The 17,836-nt window shown below is 48.6% G+C and carries 11 protein-coding genes and 1 riboswitch; of the genes, 7 read left to right on the forward strand and 4 right to left on the reverse strand.

The window, feature by feature from the left end; translation table 11 throughout:
• Positions 1-2: 2 nt before the first annotated feature.
• Positions 3-392 (reverse strand): VOC family protein, encoded by a 390-nt coding sequence (locus tag MHB80_RS10630; protein WP_341282108.1) that lies wholly within the window; start codon positions 390-392, stop codon positions 3-5.
• A gap of 297 nt (positions 393-689) precedes the next feature.
• On the opposite strand from MHB80_RS10630, the gene MHB80_RS10635 reads away from it, so the two are divergent.
• Genes MHB80_RS10635 through MHB80_RS10660 form a run of 6 tightly spaced genes read left to right on the forward strand, consistent with a single transcriptional unit; the run spans position 690 to position 12,622 of the window.
• Positions 690-2,855: an HAD-IIIC family phosphatase gene (locus tag MHB80_RS10635; protein ID WP_341282935.1), complete on the forward strand. Its 2,166-nt coding sequence runs from the start codon at positions 690-692 to the stop codon at positions 2,853-2,855.
• Positions 2,856-2,863: 8 nt separating this feature from the next.
• Positions 2,864-4,192: a glycosyltransferase family 4 protein gene (locus tag MHB80_RS10640; protein WP_341282109.1), complete on the forward strand. Its 1,329-nt coding sequence runs from the start codon at positions 2,864-2,866 to the stop codon at positions 4,190-4,192.
• Complete coding sequence (locus MHB80_RS10645; RefSeq protein ID WP_341282110.1) at positions 4,189-9,762, forward strand: amino acid adenylation domain-containing protein; 5,574 nt, start codon at positions 4,189-4,191, stop codon at positions 9,760-9,762. The genes MHB80_RS10640 and MHB80_RS10645 overlap by 4 nt, the downstream gene beginning before the upstream one ends.
• Positions 9,752-10,618 (forward strand): hypothetical protein, encoded by an 867-nt coding sequence (locus MHB80_RS10650; protein WP_341282111.1) that lies wholly within the window; start codon positions 9,752-9,754, stop codon positions 10,616-10,618. The genes MHB80_RS10645 and MHB80_RS10650 overlap by 11 nt, the downstream gene beginning before the upstream one ends.
• A 51-nt stretch (positions 10,619-10,669) precedes the next feature.
• Positions 10,670-11,854, forward strand: a complete 1,185-nt coding sequence (locus tag MHB80_RS10655; RefSeq protein ID WP_341282112.1) for a hypothetical protein — start codon at positions 10,670-10,672, stop codon at positions 11,852-11,854.
• Positions 11,855-11,881: 27 nt separating this feature from the next.
• Positions 11,882-12,622 (forward strand): nucleotidyltransferase family protein, encoded by a 741-nt coding sequence (locus MHB80_RS10660; protein WP_341282113.1) that lies wholly within the window; start codon positions 11,882-11,884, stop codon positions 12,620-12,622.
• A gap of 337 nt (positions 12,623-12,959) precedes the next feature.
• Here MHB80_RS10660 and MHB80_RS10665 read toward each other — a convergent pair whose 3' ends face one another.
• The 3 genes from MHB80_RS10665 to MHB80_RS10675 form a co-directional block, all read right to left on the reverse strand.
• A complete protein-coding gene (locus MHB80_RS10665; protein ID WP_341282114.1) occupies positions 12,960-14,063 on the reverse strand; it encodes an NADH:flavin oxidoreductase in 1,104 nt (367 codons plus the stop codon).
• 86 nt (positions 14,064-14,149) lie between these two features.
• Positions 14,150-14,461: a helix-turn-helix transcriptional regulator gene (locus MHB80_RS10670; RefSeq protein ID WP_341282115.1), complete on the reverse strand. Its 312-nt coding sequence runs from the start codon at positions 14,459-14,461 to the stop codon at positions 14,150-14,152.
• 132 nt (positions 14,462-14,593) lie between these two features.
• Positions 14,594-15,712, reverse strand: coding sequence for an NADH-dependent flavin oxidoreductase (locus tag MHB80_RS10675; protein WP_341282116.1), 1,119 nt, complete (start codon positions 15,710-15,712; stop codon positions 14,594-14,596).
• A gap of 129 nt (positions 15,713-15,841) precedes the next feature.
• Positions 15,842-16,039, forward strand: a riboswitch (cobalamin riboswitch).
• Positions 16,040-16,207: 168 nt separating this feature from the next.
• Here MHB80_RS10675 and MHB80_RS10680 point away from each other — a divergent pair.
• A complete protein-coding gene (locus MHB80_RS10680) occupies positions 16,208-17,836 on the forward strand; it encodes an ABC transporter substrate-binding protein (protein ID WP_341282117.1) in 1,629 nt (542 codons plus the stop codon).

Raw genomic sequence — 17,836 nt, forward strand, 5'->3', positions numbered from 1 at the left:
GCTTATTCCTCGACCAATTCTATAATGCCTACATTATTTTTGAACAAAAATACGACCTTCTTATTGCCGATAGCCGGAGCCTCCAAAGCCTCGGCTATGACTAAATAGCCCAGCTTCTTCAATTGATCGGTCTTCTCCGAGAGATTCGCCGTTTCATAACAGAAATGGTAGGGTGTGCTGCCAACTTTTTTCAACAGATTTTTAACCGGGGAATTGTCATTAAGCGGACAGACCAGCTCCACTAAATAGGTACCGCTTTTAATAAATTGGATGACTATATTCCGTTGTTCATCCTGACATTTTTCACCATCCACTTCGTATCCAAGGGCTATAAACTCCTGTAATGCCTTATCAATATCTTCTACGACGTACCCTACATGATGGACCTTCATATGACTCCACTCCTACTTCCGTTTATTTTCCATATTCATCCTATTCATCAATATACAAAGGCTTATAGGTCTCATAGCCCACTTCTCAAATATAATATAATCCTCTAGCGTCAAATAAACAAGATAATTGACATCATCGACAAGAAAAGGGAATTCATTGACAACGATTCGACAATGGTCTACGATAAAATTGACTTTGTTGTAAAAAAATATAAACTCCCAGATGTAGCGGCTATAAGCTAGAGAAGGCTGTAAAAATGCTATCCTATTCTAAGCAAGGGGAGAAGTTTCGTGAATATGACCAGTCGTGAGTTAAATCTCGTATTTTCGGCAACGTTTACAGCAGAACCAGTTAGAAGGTCTCTAGTATTTTGGTTGGAGAAGCTAGGAATAAACGCTGCTATTCAATATGAGAATCAGGTGTTCAAACAGCTGCTCGATCCTTACAGCGCTATGCGCCAAAACAAAGGGATCAACGTCATACTCATTCGTTTTGATGATTGGTTCAGGGTTGAGGACGGTTTGGAAACGGAGATCAGGAAAGATGCTTTATTACAAGCCAAAGTCGACCGAAATATCGTTGATCTGCTGAATGCCGTAAAAACATCCGTAGAAGCCACATCAGCCATTCATATCGTGTGTATTTGCCCTCCTTCGCCACTAATGGAATGGAGCACCGAAACGGCTTGCGATTATAGGGAAATAGAGAACCGATTATATCAAGGACTTCAGGGATTGAATGGGATTGTGCCAGTTGCTTCTTCTGACATTTTAGATCTCTACCCCGTAGCGGACTACTATGATTTCCATTCGGATAAAATGGGCCATATTCCGTACAAACAGATCTTTTTTGATGCGCTCGGTACGGTCATTGCTAGAAAAATCTATACGGCCACAAGCCTGCCTTATAAAGTAATCGTGCTGGATTGCGACCAGACACTGTGGAAGGGCATTTGCGGTGAAGACGGAGTGGAAGGGATTGAAGTGGACCCATACCGAAAGCAGCTGCAGACGTTTATGCTGGAGCAGCAGCGCTTAGGGATGCTTCTATGTCTTTGCAGCAAAAATAATGAAAGCGATATCATAGAGGCGCTGAAGCGTCCCGATATGCTGATCAAGCCCGAACATATCGCGGCTTCCAGAATCAACTGGGAGCGCAAATCAGATAATTTGGAAGCATTGGCTAGAGAACTGAATCTGGGCCTCGACAGTTTCATCTTTATTGACGACAACCCTGTCGAATGTATGGAGGTTAAAACGCGTTGTCCTCAAGTTCTGACGTTATGCTTGCCTGAAAATGACGAGGACATCCCGCTTTACTTAAGCAACATTTGGGCATTTGACCGTATAAACACGACTGCTGCAGATGAGAGCCGTACGGAATTGGTTAAGCAAAATACGGAGCGGAATAAGTTCCAGCAGGAAATGCTGTCCTACGAAGCTTTTATTAGCGGGCTGGAGCTGAGCGTCAGCATTTCTCCGCTAGGTGATGCAGAGCTGGCAAGAGCCGCTCAATTGACTCAGAGGGTGAATCAATTTAACTTTACTACGATTAGGCACTCTGAAGCGGAGCTTAAAAAGATAGGCAGCGAAGAGAATGTGAGCTGCTTTGCCGTAGCTGCCAGTGATAGGTTTGGAGATTATGGAATAGTAGGTTTGGTTGTATGCCGCGAGCAGGGTTCGAAGCTCATCGTGGACAGCTTCCTTCTTAGCTGCAGAGCTTTAGGCAAAGGAATAGAGTATACCATGCTTGCGAAACTTGGCGAATTGGCGGCGGACAAAGGTCTGGGCCAAGTGGACGTTGTTTTTGTTCCAACCTCCAAGAACCAGCCTGCCGCGCAGTTTTTAGACTTAATCGGAGCACAGAACGTAGCAGCCTCGGCTGAAAATAAAGTGTATGCGTTCACGGCTGCGTTTGCGAAAACAATAGACTTTACGGCCTACTTGGAACAAGCCGGCCACATACGTGAGGAGGTTCATGCAGCCGCGCAGCAGACAGCGAGCGGTGCTGATCCGGTCATTTTAGATGTGCTGGACGATATTGGAAGGCATTTGAATACGTCGAGAAGCATACACGCCAAAGTGGAGGCGGCCTCGCAAGGCAAGACTGGCGAGCGGGCGGAGTATGTAGCTCCAAGGAATGAATTTGAGAAAAGAATATTGAACATCTGGGAAGATGTTTTAGTCATTGAGCAAATCGGAGTAATGGATAATTTGTTTGAGGTGGGCGGCGAATCCATTAAAGCGATTCAGATTTTGTCCAGAATTCGAGAGGAATTTGAAGTGGATTTGCCAATGACGGTACTGTTCGAAGGGTCACTTACAATCGCAGGGCTTGCCGAGGCTGTCGAAACCAGCTTGCTCAACAGCTTTGATGAAGACTCGATTGCGGAACAATTAGCGGCCTTGGAAAACCTGACGGAAGAAGAAATCGAGCAGCTGCTTCGGGAAGAGAGCGAGTGAGGCAGGGTATGAAGCTGTTACTAGCTCAAAATGCATCCTACTATCCTGCACTAGGTGGAGCCAATAAATCTAACCGAACGCTTATGGAAGCATTAAGCCGCTTAGGGCACGAGTGCCGCGTCGTTTCTACAGCCTTGGTCAATAGTGCCTCAGAACAAGACCTGCGGGGTGCTGATGAGATTGAGGTTATATCCTCAAGTTCCGAAGTTTCCGTCTTCCATCTTAAAGGTGTTGCTGTTCATGCTGTGAAGGTGCGAGCAGCCATGGACAGCGCAAGGCTGAAAAATTATTTAATCAGGCAAATAAAGGACTTTGCTCCCGACAGAATTCTAATTTCTACGGAGGATGTGGGGCATGTACTGCTGGAGGCGGCTGTAAACAACGCAGCTTCCAAAGTCGTCTACCTTGCCAGAACAACCCTCTATCTGCCCTTTGGGCCGGATTGTTTTATAGAGGCGCCTGATAAGACGGAGCTGCTGCGCAAAGCGGCAGCCATTGTCGTCGTTGGCGATTATCTCAAGGACTATATGTGGCAGTGGGCCAAGCTCAAAGCAGAGGTGCTGCCCATTTCTTTATTTGGCGACGGTCCTTTTCCGGACTATGGAAATTTCGATAAAGGCTATGTGGCCATGGTGAATCCATGCGCTTACAAGGGGATATCGATTTTTCTAGAGCTGGCGCGCTCCTTTCCTGAGCTGTCATTTGCCGCCATTCCGACATGGGGTACAACCTCCGATGATATGAAAGCGCTGAGGGAGCTCAAAAACGTTCGTATTTTTGATCCAGTGGACGATATGAACAAGCTTTTCTGCCAAACCCGTGTTATGCTCGTTCCTTCCTTGTGGGCTGAGGCCAAATCAAGGACGATCGTTGAGGCTATGCTGCGAGGCATCCCTGTTCTTGCAAGTGACGTTGGGGGAAATCCAGAGGCCAAGCTGGGAGTAGAGTATGTGCTTCCGGTAAATCCGATTAAGGGCTACAAACAGGCTGTTGATGAACGCAGCCTGCCCGTATCGGACATACCGGAGCAGCCTATGCAGCCGTGGCAGGAGGCACTCGGACGTTTATTGAGTGAAAGGGAGCACTATGAGGATGTATCAAGACGTTCAAGGGAAGCGGCACTGGATTATGTAGAAAATAGGGGAGGAAGCAAGCGGGTTGAAGCATATTTGCTGAATTTGCAGGCTGCAGCGGAAAATATGCAGCAAGAAGTCCTAGTCCCTGCTGCTAAAGAGAGTACCGTTGCCCAAATGACCGATAAGCTTACTCCTGCCCAGAAGGCGCTGCTTGCCTTAAGGTTAAATAAAAAAAATCAAAGCCGGGGTAATGGCCAATGAGTAAAGAATTGGATAACAACGCGGTTGCAGAAAAATGGAGCGGCCTTTCGGACAAACAGAAGGCATTGCTGGCTCTGAGGATGAAAAAACAGGGGGCAGAGCAGCCGGCGCAAAGCTTGAAGATCACCCGGCTGGAAAGAACCGGCGAAGACCGCTTTACGGCCTCCTATTCGCAGAAGCGCTTCTGGTTTCTTGATCAATGGCATACGAACAAGGCTGCCTATAATACCCATCTTGTTTCCAAACTGGTGGGCAGGTTGGACTTGAATGCGCTTAAGCAAACCTTCGATGCGATTGTGAACAGGCATGAGATATTGCAGATGGTTTATCGTAATCGCGAGCATGAGGTTGAGTGCTGCCGTCATTCCAATCCGGTTGTTACGATAGGCGAGAAATCGGTAAAGGCGTTCACCAGAAAGCAGCTGGAAGAGAAAATCGAGGACTTTGTTCACGAAGAGGTACACAATCCGTTTGATTTGGCTAACGATCTGCCAATAAGGGTGACGCTGCTGTCTGTTTCAAAAAAAGAGCATTATCTGATTATCGTCGTCCACCACATCGTGTCGGATATGTGGTCCTTGCGTGTGATGAACAAGGAAATTGAATGTTTTTACAATGCCTTTGCCAGAGGCCAGCAGCCGGAGCTTCCGGAGCTTCCCGTGCAGTATATGGATTATGCGGTATGGCAAAGGAATCTATTAGAGGGAAAAGTTACAGAGAGACAGACCCAGTACTGGAAGGAACAATTGGCGGGAGCTCCTCCGTGTCTGCCATTGATGACGGATTTTCCCCGTCCAGATGTACAAACCTATAATGGGAAGGTTCATAAATTTATTATTCCAGAAGGCATGGCAGGCAAAATTCAGACGCTTGCAAGTGAAGAAGCGATAACCCCATTTGTTTTTTCATTAACGGCTTTTGCTATTTTACTTAACCGTTATACCCAAGCGGATGATATCGTCATAGGTTCTCCGGTTGCGGGGCGTACCCATAAAGAGGTTGAAGACCTGATGGGCTTGTTCATCAATACGCTGGCGATCAGAGTTCGTTTGGAAGGCAATCCCCGGATCAGGGAGCTGCTGCAAACGGTCAAAAAAACCGTTATGGGCGCCGTGGCAAACCAGGAGCTTCCTTTTGAGAAGCTTGTGGAGGAATTGCAGATTGAGCGTGATTTGAGCTATTCTCCTGTTTTTCAGGCGATGTTTAATTTTCAAAGCATAGAGAAAACAGCCCTGCAGCTTGCCGAGCTGGAAGTCAGTCCTTTTTTGCGCAGCAACAATACGACAAAGTTTGATTTGAATCTGGCCGTCAAGTACATTGAAGGCGAAATGACCTGCTTCTTGACCTATAACACCGATCTATTCCTTCCCGAAACGATTCAGCGCATGGCAGGCCATTACATGGAGATCATTTCCTCTATGGCCGAAAGCTTTAACTTAAAGGCTCATGAAATTGAGACGCTTACCCCACTAGAAAAACAAACACTGCTCTCAGAATGGAGCTTTTCCGAATACATTAATCATCCTGATGTTCCGTATGTTCACAAGCTTTTCGAGGAGCAGGTGCAGAAAAGTCCAGCTGCTATTGCTGCTGCTTGCCAGGGCAGGTCTTACACATACGAGGAGCTTAATCAAAGAGCCAATAAGCTTGCGCACTATTTATCCGCTAAAGGAGTTGGCCCTGAAAAACGTGTAGCCCTATTTGCCGAGCGTTCGCTTGAAACGGTAGTGGGCATTCTTGGAATTTTGAAAGCAGGCGGAGCCTACGTTCCAATAGATCCCCTGTTTCCTGTCGAACGTATCAGGTACATACTGGAGGATGCCTCCATTGATATTGTAGTTGCCGAGGCGCATTTAGCGGTTTCCTTAGGCGATACTGCAACGGCGGAATGGGTGTATCTCGACGCTGACTGGCCTGCCATTGCAGAGCAGAGCAGTGACAATATGGCGGTGCCGCTGCAGCCTTCCAATCTGATTTACATCATTTATACATCAGGCTCTACAGGCAAGCCGAAGGGTGTTGCGGTAGAGCATGGGAATTTTCTGAATTACTATTTCGGCGTGATGCAGAGGCTGGATGTCGAGCCAGGCCTTAAATACGCGATTGCTTCCACCTTTGCCGCTGACCTCGCCACTATTAATGTGTGGGCAGCATTAAACACGGGCGGACAGCTTCATATTTTGACCTATGACCAATCCGTCGACTCTCAGCAATATGCCAAATATTTCAGGGAGCACGGAATCGATGTCATTAAAATGGTTCCAAGCCATTTCAAGGCGCTGCGGGAACGCGCGAACCTGCGCGATATTATTCCGAATAAACGGCTTATCCTTGCTGGCGAGCCCTCCTATTGGGACATGATTGATGACATCAGGGCGGCTAAGCCTGAGACGGAGATCCAAATTCATTATGGACCGACTGAAACGACGGTGTCCATGCTGACGTATACCGTAACCGAAAAAAGGCCCGCCCAGCATACGTCGGTGCTGCCGCTGGGGCGTCCGCTGCCTAATGTTTCTATCTATGTGCTGGATGATAAAATGCAGCTTGCGCCTATAGGAGTTCCCGGGGAGCTATTCATTGGCGGGCCGGGAGTTGCCAGAGCGTATTTAGGCAGACCGGAATTAAACGTAGAAAAGTTTGTTCCAAATCCGTTCGACGAGGAAAATGGCGGACGGCTTTATCGAACCGGAGATATAGTGCGTTATTTGGAAAACGGCATTATTGAGTTTTTGAGCAGAGTCGACGAACAGGTGAAAATCCGGGGTTTTCGAATCGAGCTAGGTGAAATCCAATCATCGCTGCTCGAATATCCCGGCATCAAGGATGCTTTTGTGACCGTTCATGAAGACGCTGGCGGCGAAAAGAAGATCGCTGCCTACTATGTGCCAGGCGGCTCCCAGCCGGTTAACCTATCCGCACTGCGGAACAGTCTGAAGGAGAAGCTTCCGGGCTACATGGTTCCTGCGGTATTTATGGAGCTGGATAAAATGCCCTTGAACGCAAACGGCAAGGTGGAACGCAGCGCTCTGCCTGCTCCGAATGCCGTAGAAGCAGCCTCTGAAAGCGACTATGAAGCGCCGCGGGACGAATTGGAAGCGAGGATGGCTGCTGTCTGGTCCGAGGTTTTGAACATCGAGAGAATAGGGATAAACGATGATTTTTTTAGTCTGGGAGGAGACTCCTTTAAGGCGGTCCAAGTTGTGCGGGGAATTGATCATGCGCTGAGCATTATCGACCTTTTCAAATATCCGACGATTGGTGAGCTGTCGGCTATCGTTTCGCAGGGCAGTACGGACAGCGGGGACGTCCTTCACCGACTTTCGAGGGGGGGAAATGCCGCTGAGGAGATTGCCATCGTGTGTGTTCCCTTTGCTGGCGGGAGCGCGATTTCCTATCAGCCGCTGGCCGATGCGCTGGCGGATCATTATGCCCTTTATGCGGTTCAAGTTCCCGGACATGATTTCAGCAATAAGGATGAAGTCCTTGAGCCTTTGGAAGAAGTAGCAAGGCGCTGTGTACAGGAAATAAAGGACAAGGTTGCCGCTCCATCCATCGTTGTTTATGGGCATTGTCTTGGAGGCGCTCTGGCGATTGAAATAGCGAGGCTCCTGGAGCAAGAGAATATGAACCTGGCTGGCGTCGTTATGGGAGGGAATTTTCCTGTTTCCCAGCTGCCGGGCAAGCTGTTCAAGCTATGGAATAAGCTATTGCCACGGGACCGCCGCATTTCGAACCGTGCCTATATGGATATGCTCCGCTCTTTGGGCGGCTTCAGCGAGACGCTGTCAGGAGAGGAGCGGGATTTTATTATCCGCAGCCTTAGGCATGACCGCCGTGAAAGCGAGCGTTATTACTCTGATCGGTATGCCGATGCCAATCATGCAAAATTAAAGGCGCCGCTGCTTTGCATAGTCGGCGAACGGGACAGAACGACCGAGTTTTACGAGGAGCAGTATAAGGATTGGGAGTTTTTCAGCAGCCATGTGGATTTAGACCTGATCCCGAATGCGGGACATTATTTCTTCAAGCACCAGTCCCATGACGTAGCTGATTGTATTGAGAATGGCCTTGAAGCGTGGCAGCAGCAGAAGGCGAACGAGGAGAAACAGGGGAACCAGGAAAGTCAGAAGCAAAATAACCGGGAGACGGCAGCATCGCCGGAAGTGCTCCCGAATTTGCGAACGCTTTTCATCTTCGTTTTTGGGCAGTTTATTTCCATGATGGGCTCCAGCTTAACGGGTTTTGCGATGGGCCTATGGGTTTACAGCCATTCAGGCGCCATTATGGATTTTGCCGCAACGCTGGTGTTCCACCGCCTGCCGGGTATCTTAATGCTTCCTTTTGCAGGTGTTCTGGCGGACAAAAAGGATCGCAGGCATATTCTGATCTGGAGTAATGTATGTTCTGCGGTTGTAACGATTATGATCGCCTTGTTCTTCTACAGCAACTCGCTAGAGACGTGGCATATTTATGTCGCGGTGGCGGCCTTATCCATTGCAAATGCCTTTCAGCGTCCCGCCTATTTGGCGGCAGTTGCCCAAATTGCGCCCAAGCGCTATCTCGGACAAGCCAATGGAATTGTGCAGCTGGCTACCTCTTCGAGCGAAGTGCTTGCGCCGCTGCTGGGGGGCGTTCTGGTGATGACACTTGAGCTGCCGGGCATTCTTCTCATCGACTTCCTATCCTTCGTTTTTGCTATATCGACTTTGCTCTTTATAAGGTTTCCAAATTCCTTATTCCGCAAAATTGAAGAGCCATTTTGGACTCAAATGGCCGGAGGCTGGAACTTCATAAGGAAGCGCAAAAGCTTCGTAGCCTTGATTTTGTTTTTTATGATTTCCAATTTGATGCTGGGGATGGCCAACGTCCTCATTACTCCGCTCGTTCTAACCTTTGGATCTACCGTTGTACTCGGAATGGTGACCTCAGCTATTGGCATAGGGGGACTCGCAGGCGGGGTGGCTATGGGGCTGTGGGGAGGTACCCGCAGAAGAGCGGAGGGCATGATTGGTTTTAGCTTGCTTATCGGTCTTTCCTACATCGTAATGGGGCTTACGCCAATAACTTGGCTGGTCATGGCGGGAGTATTTGTTTACGGCGTCTCGCTGTCGATGACAAACGCCCACTGGCAGACATTGATCCAATCCAAGGTGCGGGCCGAACTGCTGGCAAGGGTATTTTCGATCAATCAGCTATTCGCTTTGCCTACCATTCCGCTGGGCTACTATATTGGCGGACTGCTGTCGGACAAAATATTCAAACCGCTGTTTGTCGATCATCCAGAGCTTGTTAAGAGTCTGGGCTGGATTGTAGGCACGGGGCCGACACGGGGAATAGGCCTGCTGTTTATTTTAATCGGCTTATTTATGGCGGCCTGGAGCTTCCTTGGGCTAAAGTATAATCCACTCCGCTATATGGATGATATTTTACCTGATGCCATTCCGGGGCCGCTGTTTATAAGGGATAAGGATCGCATTCAGCAGGAGGAAGACCGGGAACTGGAGCGGATAAACAAGCAGCTGGCGAGTAAGAACGTTTTTAGCAGGGGGAAAAGCTATGATATTTAATGTAATGACGGTACTAAACAGTGATTATTTTGACTTTGGAAAGCTGTTTGTCAATTCCTTTTATGACAATGTCGATTTAAGCCGTATCCATAAGCTTTACGTTTATGATACCGGACTTTCCGAGGACGATAAAAAATATTTGTCCGTTTTTCCGCAGATGGAAATCGTATCAACCGAGCTGAATACGAAGCATGTGCTGCTTCACGATGAGGACTGGCGCAAAAATGTATACTCCAAAACCGCTTTTTTGCTGCAGGTCATTGAAAAGGATTCACTGCCTACCGTCATGATCGATTCAGATTGCCTGTTCCTTTCAGATTTTACCCGCTTGATACCGGAAAATGCTGATTTTGTCGCCTGTCGCCGTGAAGAGCAGGAAGCTTTTTGTGAATATATCGCGTCCTTCTTTGTCATTAATTCCATCGAGAAAGCCCCTTCTTTTATACGGGAATGGCGAGAGGAAATGTATTATGGGACGGAAAATCACAAGGAAAGCCCGGCATTATCACGCTTAATCAATAAGGGCGGCTATCAGGTCTATGCGATCAAGGAGGATCTGGTTTCCTACACCGGTACTGAATTGACGGCGGATATAACCATCGCACATATGAAGTCGACCAGAGGATTGCGAACGGTAGAGCAGCGAGTTAACCAGCCGCATTTGAAAGCGTATAAGGAAAAGTATTTGACGGATATTCCTATAGCTGCGGTTGGAAAAGCACTTTCAGCGATGTTTCTGGAAACCGCCTCGGAGGCTGCACTGGAGCAAAGCTCCGGTAAAGATCGTCCCTCCGCTTTGGACAACCTTTCGCCAGAGAAAAGGGCACTGCTTCTAAAAAGGCTGAAAAAGGGCTGATTGCCCCTATGTATGACATACGTTGCCTTCACAAAAAGAGGGGTGTACGAATTGGACCATTTGGAACAACGGTTAAAGCTCAAATATCCTCAATTGCAGCATACGGTTAAAACGATTAAATCGCCGCTTCGTTTTTGTCCCTTCGGGGCCCATGTGGATCATCAAGCTGGAATGGTAGCCGGAATGACGCTGGATATTTCTGTGGATATGGTTTATGTTCAGAACGAAGAGCCGTATATAAGGGTTCAAAGCTTGGATTTCCCCGACGAGGAGTATTTTCATCTGGAACAGGTTCCGGCGATGGTGCCGGGATTTTGGGGCAATTATTTAAGAGGGGCCGTTATGGCCCTAAGAAAGAACCATATATTAAAGCACGGTATTTATGCATTAGTTAGAGGCAAGCATCCTATTGGCGGCTTGAGCTCTTCGGCAGCGGTAACGACCGCCTATCTTCTGGCTCTTTGCGATGTGAACGGGATTAAACTCCCGGAGCTTGAGCTAATCAACTATAGCCACTGGGTAGAGAACCATTTTATCGGACTGAATAATGGCATACTGGATCAGTCAATCAATATTTTAAGCCGTGAAGGCTATTTGACCGTGATGGATACCAAAACCAAAAGCTATGAGCTGATCGAAAGACCGCAAGCGATGCCGGAATTTGAAGTCGTGATTGTTTATTCTGGTGTGAGCAAGGCATTGATTGGGACCGATTATAACAACCGTGTAGATGAATGCAAAGTGGCCGCATGGCTTTTGCACGAGATGGCTGGCTTGCCTATGAAAAACCTGAAAGGCACCCAGCTCCGAGATATCGAGTATGAGGTTTACCAAGAGCATAAGTCAGGCTTGCAAGGCAGATTTCAGAAGAGGGCGGAGCATTTTTTCACTGAGAATGAACGGGTGAAGCAAGGCGCCGAGGCGTGGAAGCAGGGGGACCTGCAAAAATTCGGCAGCCTGATGCTTGAATCGGGGGAAAGCTCCATTCATAATTATGAATGTGGCTGTCCAGAGCTGATCAGCATTTTCCATATCCTAAAGCATACACAAGGCGTATATGGAGCCAGATTCAGCGGAGCGGGCTACAGAGGCTGCTGTATTGGTCTGGTGGACCCGGCGTATAAGGAGCAAATCAAAGCCGCCATTGATGCACAATATCCAAAGCAGCATCCGGCGTATAAGGATTTGTATCAGGTGTGCTTTAGCAAAACCGATGATGGCGCGCGAATCATATAACTGGGGTTAGAAGCGAGGGAAATACGAATGAAGGCAATTATTTTAGCAGCGGGTTACGCAACTCGCCTCTATCCTTTGACAAAGGACTTTCCAAAGCCTCTTCTGGAGGTTGGAGGGAAAGCGATCATGGACCATATTATGGAGAAAATCGAAAGGGTTAGCTTGATTGACGAGACTTTTATTGTGACCAATGCCCGTTTTTATAGCCACTTTGTAGACTGGGCGAGCCAATCAGATTATTTCAAGCCGATTAAAGTCATTGATGATCGGACGACAAGCAACGAGAACCGCTTAGGGGCTATTGCCGACCTGCAGTTTGTCTTGGAACAGGAAAAGCTCGGCGATGAGCTTCTGGTCATGGCTGGCGACAATCTTTTTGATTTTGAACTAGCCGAAATGGTTCGTTTCTATCAAAGGGCGAGTACGGATACGATTGCAGCCCACGAGATAGAGGACATCGATTTTCTTAGGCGCACAGGTGTTATCCAAATGGATGCTAAGGGTAGAGTTATAGATTTTGAGGAAAAGCCGGCACAGCCTAGATCCAAGTTGGCCTGTCCTCCCTTTTATATTTACCAGCAGTCAACACTCCCTTTAATCAAGCAATATTTGGCAGAGGGCAATAACCCTGACGCACCGGGCAACTTTGTTCCTTGGCTGATTCGGCATAAAGAGGTTCATGCCTACAAATTTGAAGGGAAGCGCTTTGATATTGGGACATTGGAGAGCTATCACGAGGCGAGGGAGCTGTTCGCAAAGCAGAGTTAATTGGTAAAATGGCTAGGGTGTGTATGCAAGCGGGAGTCGCACTGCCACTCCTATTTGGAGGACTGAGGTTCCGCTATTTTGACTTTTGAACCGATTTCAGGCCGTGAGCGGACAGGAGATCCGTTATAACCCTCGTTATCCCGTCAAAACGGCTATTGGCGAGACATTAACGACTCCTGTGTCCGCGTCCTGTGTCTTAACCCGTGATTCCGTTGAATTAGCGTCTGCTGTGTCCGCCAAGTCTATCTTTATGGAAGTATAAACATTAAATGCCCAGCTCCTCCAATCCGTGAAAAAGGAGGCGCTGGGCATATATTTTTTAGTGTAAAATCATTTCTTAGTGCAGCGTCTGCAAAGCAGCAGGCGTAAACGGAATTAATTCATCTTGTCTTCCGCCTTGGACTTTATCTGCCCACGCAGGATCGACGAGCAGGGCGCGGCCAACAGCTACAAGATCAAATTCGCCTGTATCCAGGCGTGAGGCCAGATCATCCACATTAGCGTTTTCTGCGCCTTTGCCTTCGGTAAAGAGGCTCATGAAATCGCCATCTAGTCCTACGGAGCCAACGGTAATCGTTGGTTTGCCAGTAAGCTTTTTCGTCCAGCCTGCAAAGTTGAGCTCCGAGCCTTCAAATTCCGGCTCCCAGAAGCGGCGAGTCGAGCAGTGGAAAATATCTACTCCAGCTTCTACAAGCGGAGCAAGAAACTGTCCCAATTCCTCAGGAGTGCTCGCAAGCTTAGCTGTGTACTCGGACGATTTCCACTGCGAGATGCGAATAATAATCGGGAAATCAGGTCCGACAGCTTGGCGGCAAGCTTCGATAATCTCGACCGCAAAACGCGTTCTCGACAGCATATCGCCGCCATAACGATCCGTCCGTTTATTCGTTTTCTCCCAGAAAAATTGGTCGATCAAATAGCCGTGCGCGCCATGGAGCTCAATGCCGTCAAAGCCAATCCGTTTCGCATCGGCTGCTGCTTGTGCGTAAGCTGCAACAACGTCTTTAATTTCGGCTTCGGTCAAAGGCTCATTCACGACCTCGCCCTCTGCAGTAATACCGGAAGGGCCGATCGGCAGTGCTTCCGGGTTCGGATGGGAGCCGACCTTGCGCGTTGTGCCAACATGCCAGATCTGTGGAACGATTTTGCCGCCAGCCGCATGAACAGCCTCGACGACCTTCGCCCAGCCATTTAATGCAGCTTCGCCATGAAAGTTAGGGATGTTTGGATTATCGGTGGCAGCCGGATGGTTAATCAGCGTGCCCTCTGTCACAATTAAGCCAACGCCATTTTCGGCGCGGCGTCTATAGTAGGCGACAACATCTTCACCCGGAACGCCATTTGGAGAAAAACCGCGGGTCATAGGTGCCATTACGACACGGTTAGGCAGGGAAAGTGGACCTGCAGAGAACGGCTTGAACAACGATTGAATGGAACTCATGAATAAAATACCTCCTAATCGAATAGAAAATCTATAATTCTATAAAAATAGATATAAAAGCATGAAATGAACAGGCATAAGCAAGGTTATAGCTCATCCTGAATCATTTCTTTGAAAAGCCGAATGTTAGCTTCATTGCGTCTGTAATAAGTGTGCTGTCCGATCCGCTTCGACTCCAGCAAGCCTGCTTTATGCATTTTCACTAAATAGCCGGATATAACGGATTGCGCAAGGCCCGATTTTTCAGCAAACGAACCGACGCAGACGCCTCCAGCAAACTGACAAGCATCGGTTAGATGGCATTGAGGCCCGAAATGCTCCTCAGGTGTTTTCAGCCATTTTAAAATATGGTACCGTTTCTCGTTAGACACAGCTTTAAGTATTGATAAAGTATCCATGAGGATTAGTATATCTACTTTTATAGAAATGTCAAATTGTTAGTCTCGGGTCGAAACGCGCCGCGCCGCCAAAGGACGGCGACAGCCGTTTCACCTTGTGCCTATTTGTGATCGATAGGGTGGACTTTGCAATTATTCCGTTATCGGAAACCAGCCTGGCGCATGCGTAATGGCTCCCCACAAGCCATTCGGGATGACAAGACGCTCTTGATCCTGCTTGGACAGCGTAGTCACAATATCCTGCTCGTTGCCTTGCTTGATTTTCTCCGTCCAATCCGGGTCGATAATGAGCTCGCGGCCTAGGGCGATGAACGGCACGCCGGAGTTTTTCGCTTGCAGAGCCTCTTCGGCAGTTGTGATGCCGCCAACTCCGATGAATGGAATGTGCTCGCTGTATTTTTCGACGAACCAGGCCATGCGGCTTTGTGAATCCTGTTCGCCTCTGCGCGGCTTCGACCAGAAATCATTAAGCGACACATGCAAATAATCCAGCTTCTGCTCGATTAGAGCGTTAACCAGATGGTACGAATGCTCCATCGTCAAGCCTTCTTCTTCAGGCTCCTCCGGCGAGAAGCGATAGCCCACCAGAAATGGCTGTGGCGCCATAGCTGCGGCTTTCTGAACGGCTTCAACGACGTAGAGCGGGAAAGCCATCCGTTTATGGACCGAGCCGCCCCAATCGTCGGTACGTACATTGGAAGCCGGGGAATAAAATTGCTGCAGCAGATAGCCGTTGGCACCGTGAATTTCTACGCCGTCAAAACCAGCCTCAATTGCACGGCGGGTCGCTTCGCCAAAGTCGGCGATAATCGCTTTGATTTCCTCCTCGGTTAGCTCGCGTGGTACAATACCGCCTTCTTGCTGGGCAATGCTGCTGGCGCTCACCAAATCATCATTCGGCACTAGGCCAGGGAAGCAGGATCTTCCGCCATGAAAAATTTGCAAAATCGCCTTCGCGCCGCGGCTTTTAATCGCATCGGCCAGACGCTTGAGGCTTGGGATCATTTCGTCGGTATCCGCGCCAAATTCGCCCGGGAAGCCTTTGCCGTTGCGGCTTACGTAGACGCAAGCTGTAACGACGATGCCGGGCCCCGCACTGCGACGGCTGTAGTAGGCGAGCTCCTCATCAGGCACTGTACCGTCCGGATTGGACGAGCAGGTTGTCATTGGCGCCATTACAATACGATTATGTACAGACATGCCATTCGTGAAAGTGAATGGTTCAAATAAAGGCTGAAATTGTGGTTTCATCAGTCGTTCCCTCCAGTTACGAAATGCTATCTACTTTATTTTATATCAGAAAATAAACAAAGGAAAGCGGAGGGAAAGGTTGCTTAAATGAAAGGGCTGGTATATAATCAACCAGATTTGCAAACAACTGAAAAATTGTGGGAATAAGGTGCGACAGCTGCGGCTGGAGCTTAAAAGGGAAGTTCGGTGCAAAACCGACGCGGTCCCGCCACTGTTACGGATTAGCTGAAGCTACAAGGCCACTGATCTCGCTTAGCGAGAATGGGAAGGCAGCTAGCAGCATTATTTCCGGTAGCCAGGAGACCTGCCTGTTCTGACAACACTGCTGTAACCTACGGAGAATAGGGAAGTGTTAGCGCGCATGCTTATTTGCTATGATGGAAAATAACAATAACAGGCAGCTCTATCCTTCCTATGACTGGAGGCAGAGCTGTCTTTTTTTTTGCGGATTTTTACAGGAAGATGATTTTGCTAGAGGGAGAGGAAATAGAAAAGATGAAACGTACACAAACGGCAAGAAATAAAAAAAGAATGGGTGTTTTATTCAGCCTCTGCTTGCTGCTGGCGCTGATGGGCTGCAGTGGTGCCAACGGCTCAAATGAACCCATCAGCAATAATGGGCTGTCGCAGCAGTCTGCTGCTCCTTCCGCCGCTGCGGATGCTGCTTCTGAAGAAATCGTGCTGGCTGCGCCGCGGGATTTAGCACCAGGACCACAAGATGCTTATTACACGAGCACTATTCTATACGTATGGGAGCCGCTAATTGCTGCTTCTGAGGATGGCAAGCCTGCTCCAAAGCTGGCGGAATCGTGGGAAATGTCCGCTGATGGCAAGGAATGGACCTTCATGCTGCGCAAAGGCGTGACGTTCCACGATGGCGCGCCATTCAACGCGGACGCGGCGCTTGCAAATTTTGCCCGTTACAAGCAGGTGAGCCCGAAGAGTTCGCCGTTCTATACGCTGGACATTAATCATTCATACCCTAGCCTTCAGGAAGTCGTGAAGGTTGATGAAAGCACGATTAAGCTTGTTTTCGAAAATCCGCAGCCGACGCTGCTGTATTCAATGATCAACTTCTCAAGTCCGATGTACAGCCCGAATAATTTTGACGACAACGGCGATTTCAACGGCCTGCCGCAAGGAACAGGTCCTTTCAAGCTTGTGCAGCATGAGAAGGATCAATATTCTTTGCTAGAAGCTTACGACGGCTATTATGGCGAAAAAGCAAAAGCTCAAAAAATCCGCGTCCGCGTCATACCGGACCCTGATACAAGGCTGGCTGCCCTTAAATCTGGGGAGATTTTGGGCGTCATGGATTTGGGAGCTATTCCTCCTGCCCTTGCCGAGGAGCTGCTGAAGGATGACCGCTTTGCTGTATCGACGGCAAAATCGACGATTTCCCACTACCTGCATCCGAACGGTGCCAAAGCGCCATTTAATGATTTGAAGATGCGTCAGGCGCTGAGTCTGATTATTGACCGCGAGCAGCTGGTGAAGGAGCTGTTTTTGGGTTATCCAACCGCTACAGCCAACATTCTAAATTCGACCTCGCCGTTTTACAAGGACATCCCTGCCGTTCATGATTCGGAAAAGGCAATCGCTCTGTCGCATGAGGTGCTTGGCGATAACAGGCAGGCGGTTACGCTAATTGTGCCAACTTATGGGCTTGACCGTTATCCGTATAAAGCGCAGGCCGAGCTGCTTCAGGCTGTGCTTCAACAATTGCAGCTGGACGTTACGATTCAAATATTGGATGGAGCAGCTTACAAGGAAGCACAGGCACAAGGAAACTTCGATTTGGCTATGGCCATTCAGGGGCTGCCGAACGGCGATCCTTATTCGATTTTGAACAATTATATGGCTAGCGAAGGCTCAAGCAATAAAAGCTATACGCTCGGTTACAGCAATGCCCGTGTGGATGAGCTGTTGAATCAGGTGAAGACGACGCTGAATATGGATGATCGCGCTGCCATTTATAACGAGCTGCAGGATATCGCAGCTGAGGAATTGCCGACGATTCCGCTGTTTAATGATGCGAGCTTAATTGCGTTCAGCAAAGAAATTACCGGATACGGGGCACTTGTGTATGGTACAACGCTGCCGCAACTGGAGCGGGTACAATAA

Source organism: Paenibacillus sp. FSL H8-0537 (genome assembly GCF_038051995.1).
In the GTDB taxonomy this organism is placed as follows: domain Bacteria; phylum Bacillota; class Bacilli; order Paenibacillales; family Paenibacillaceae; genus Pristimantibacillus.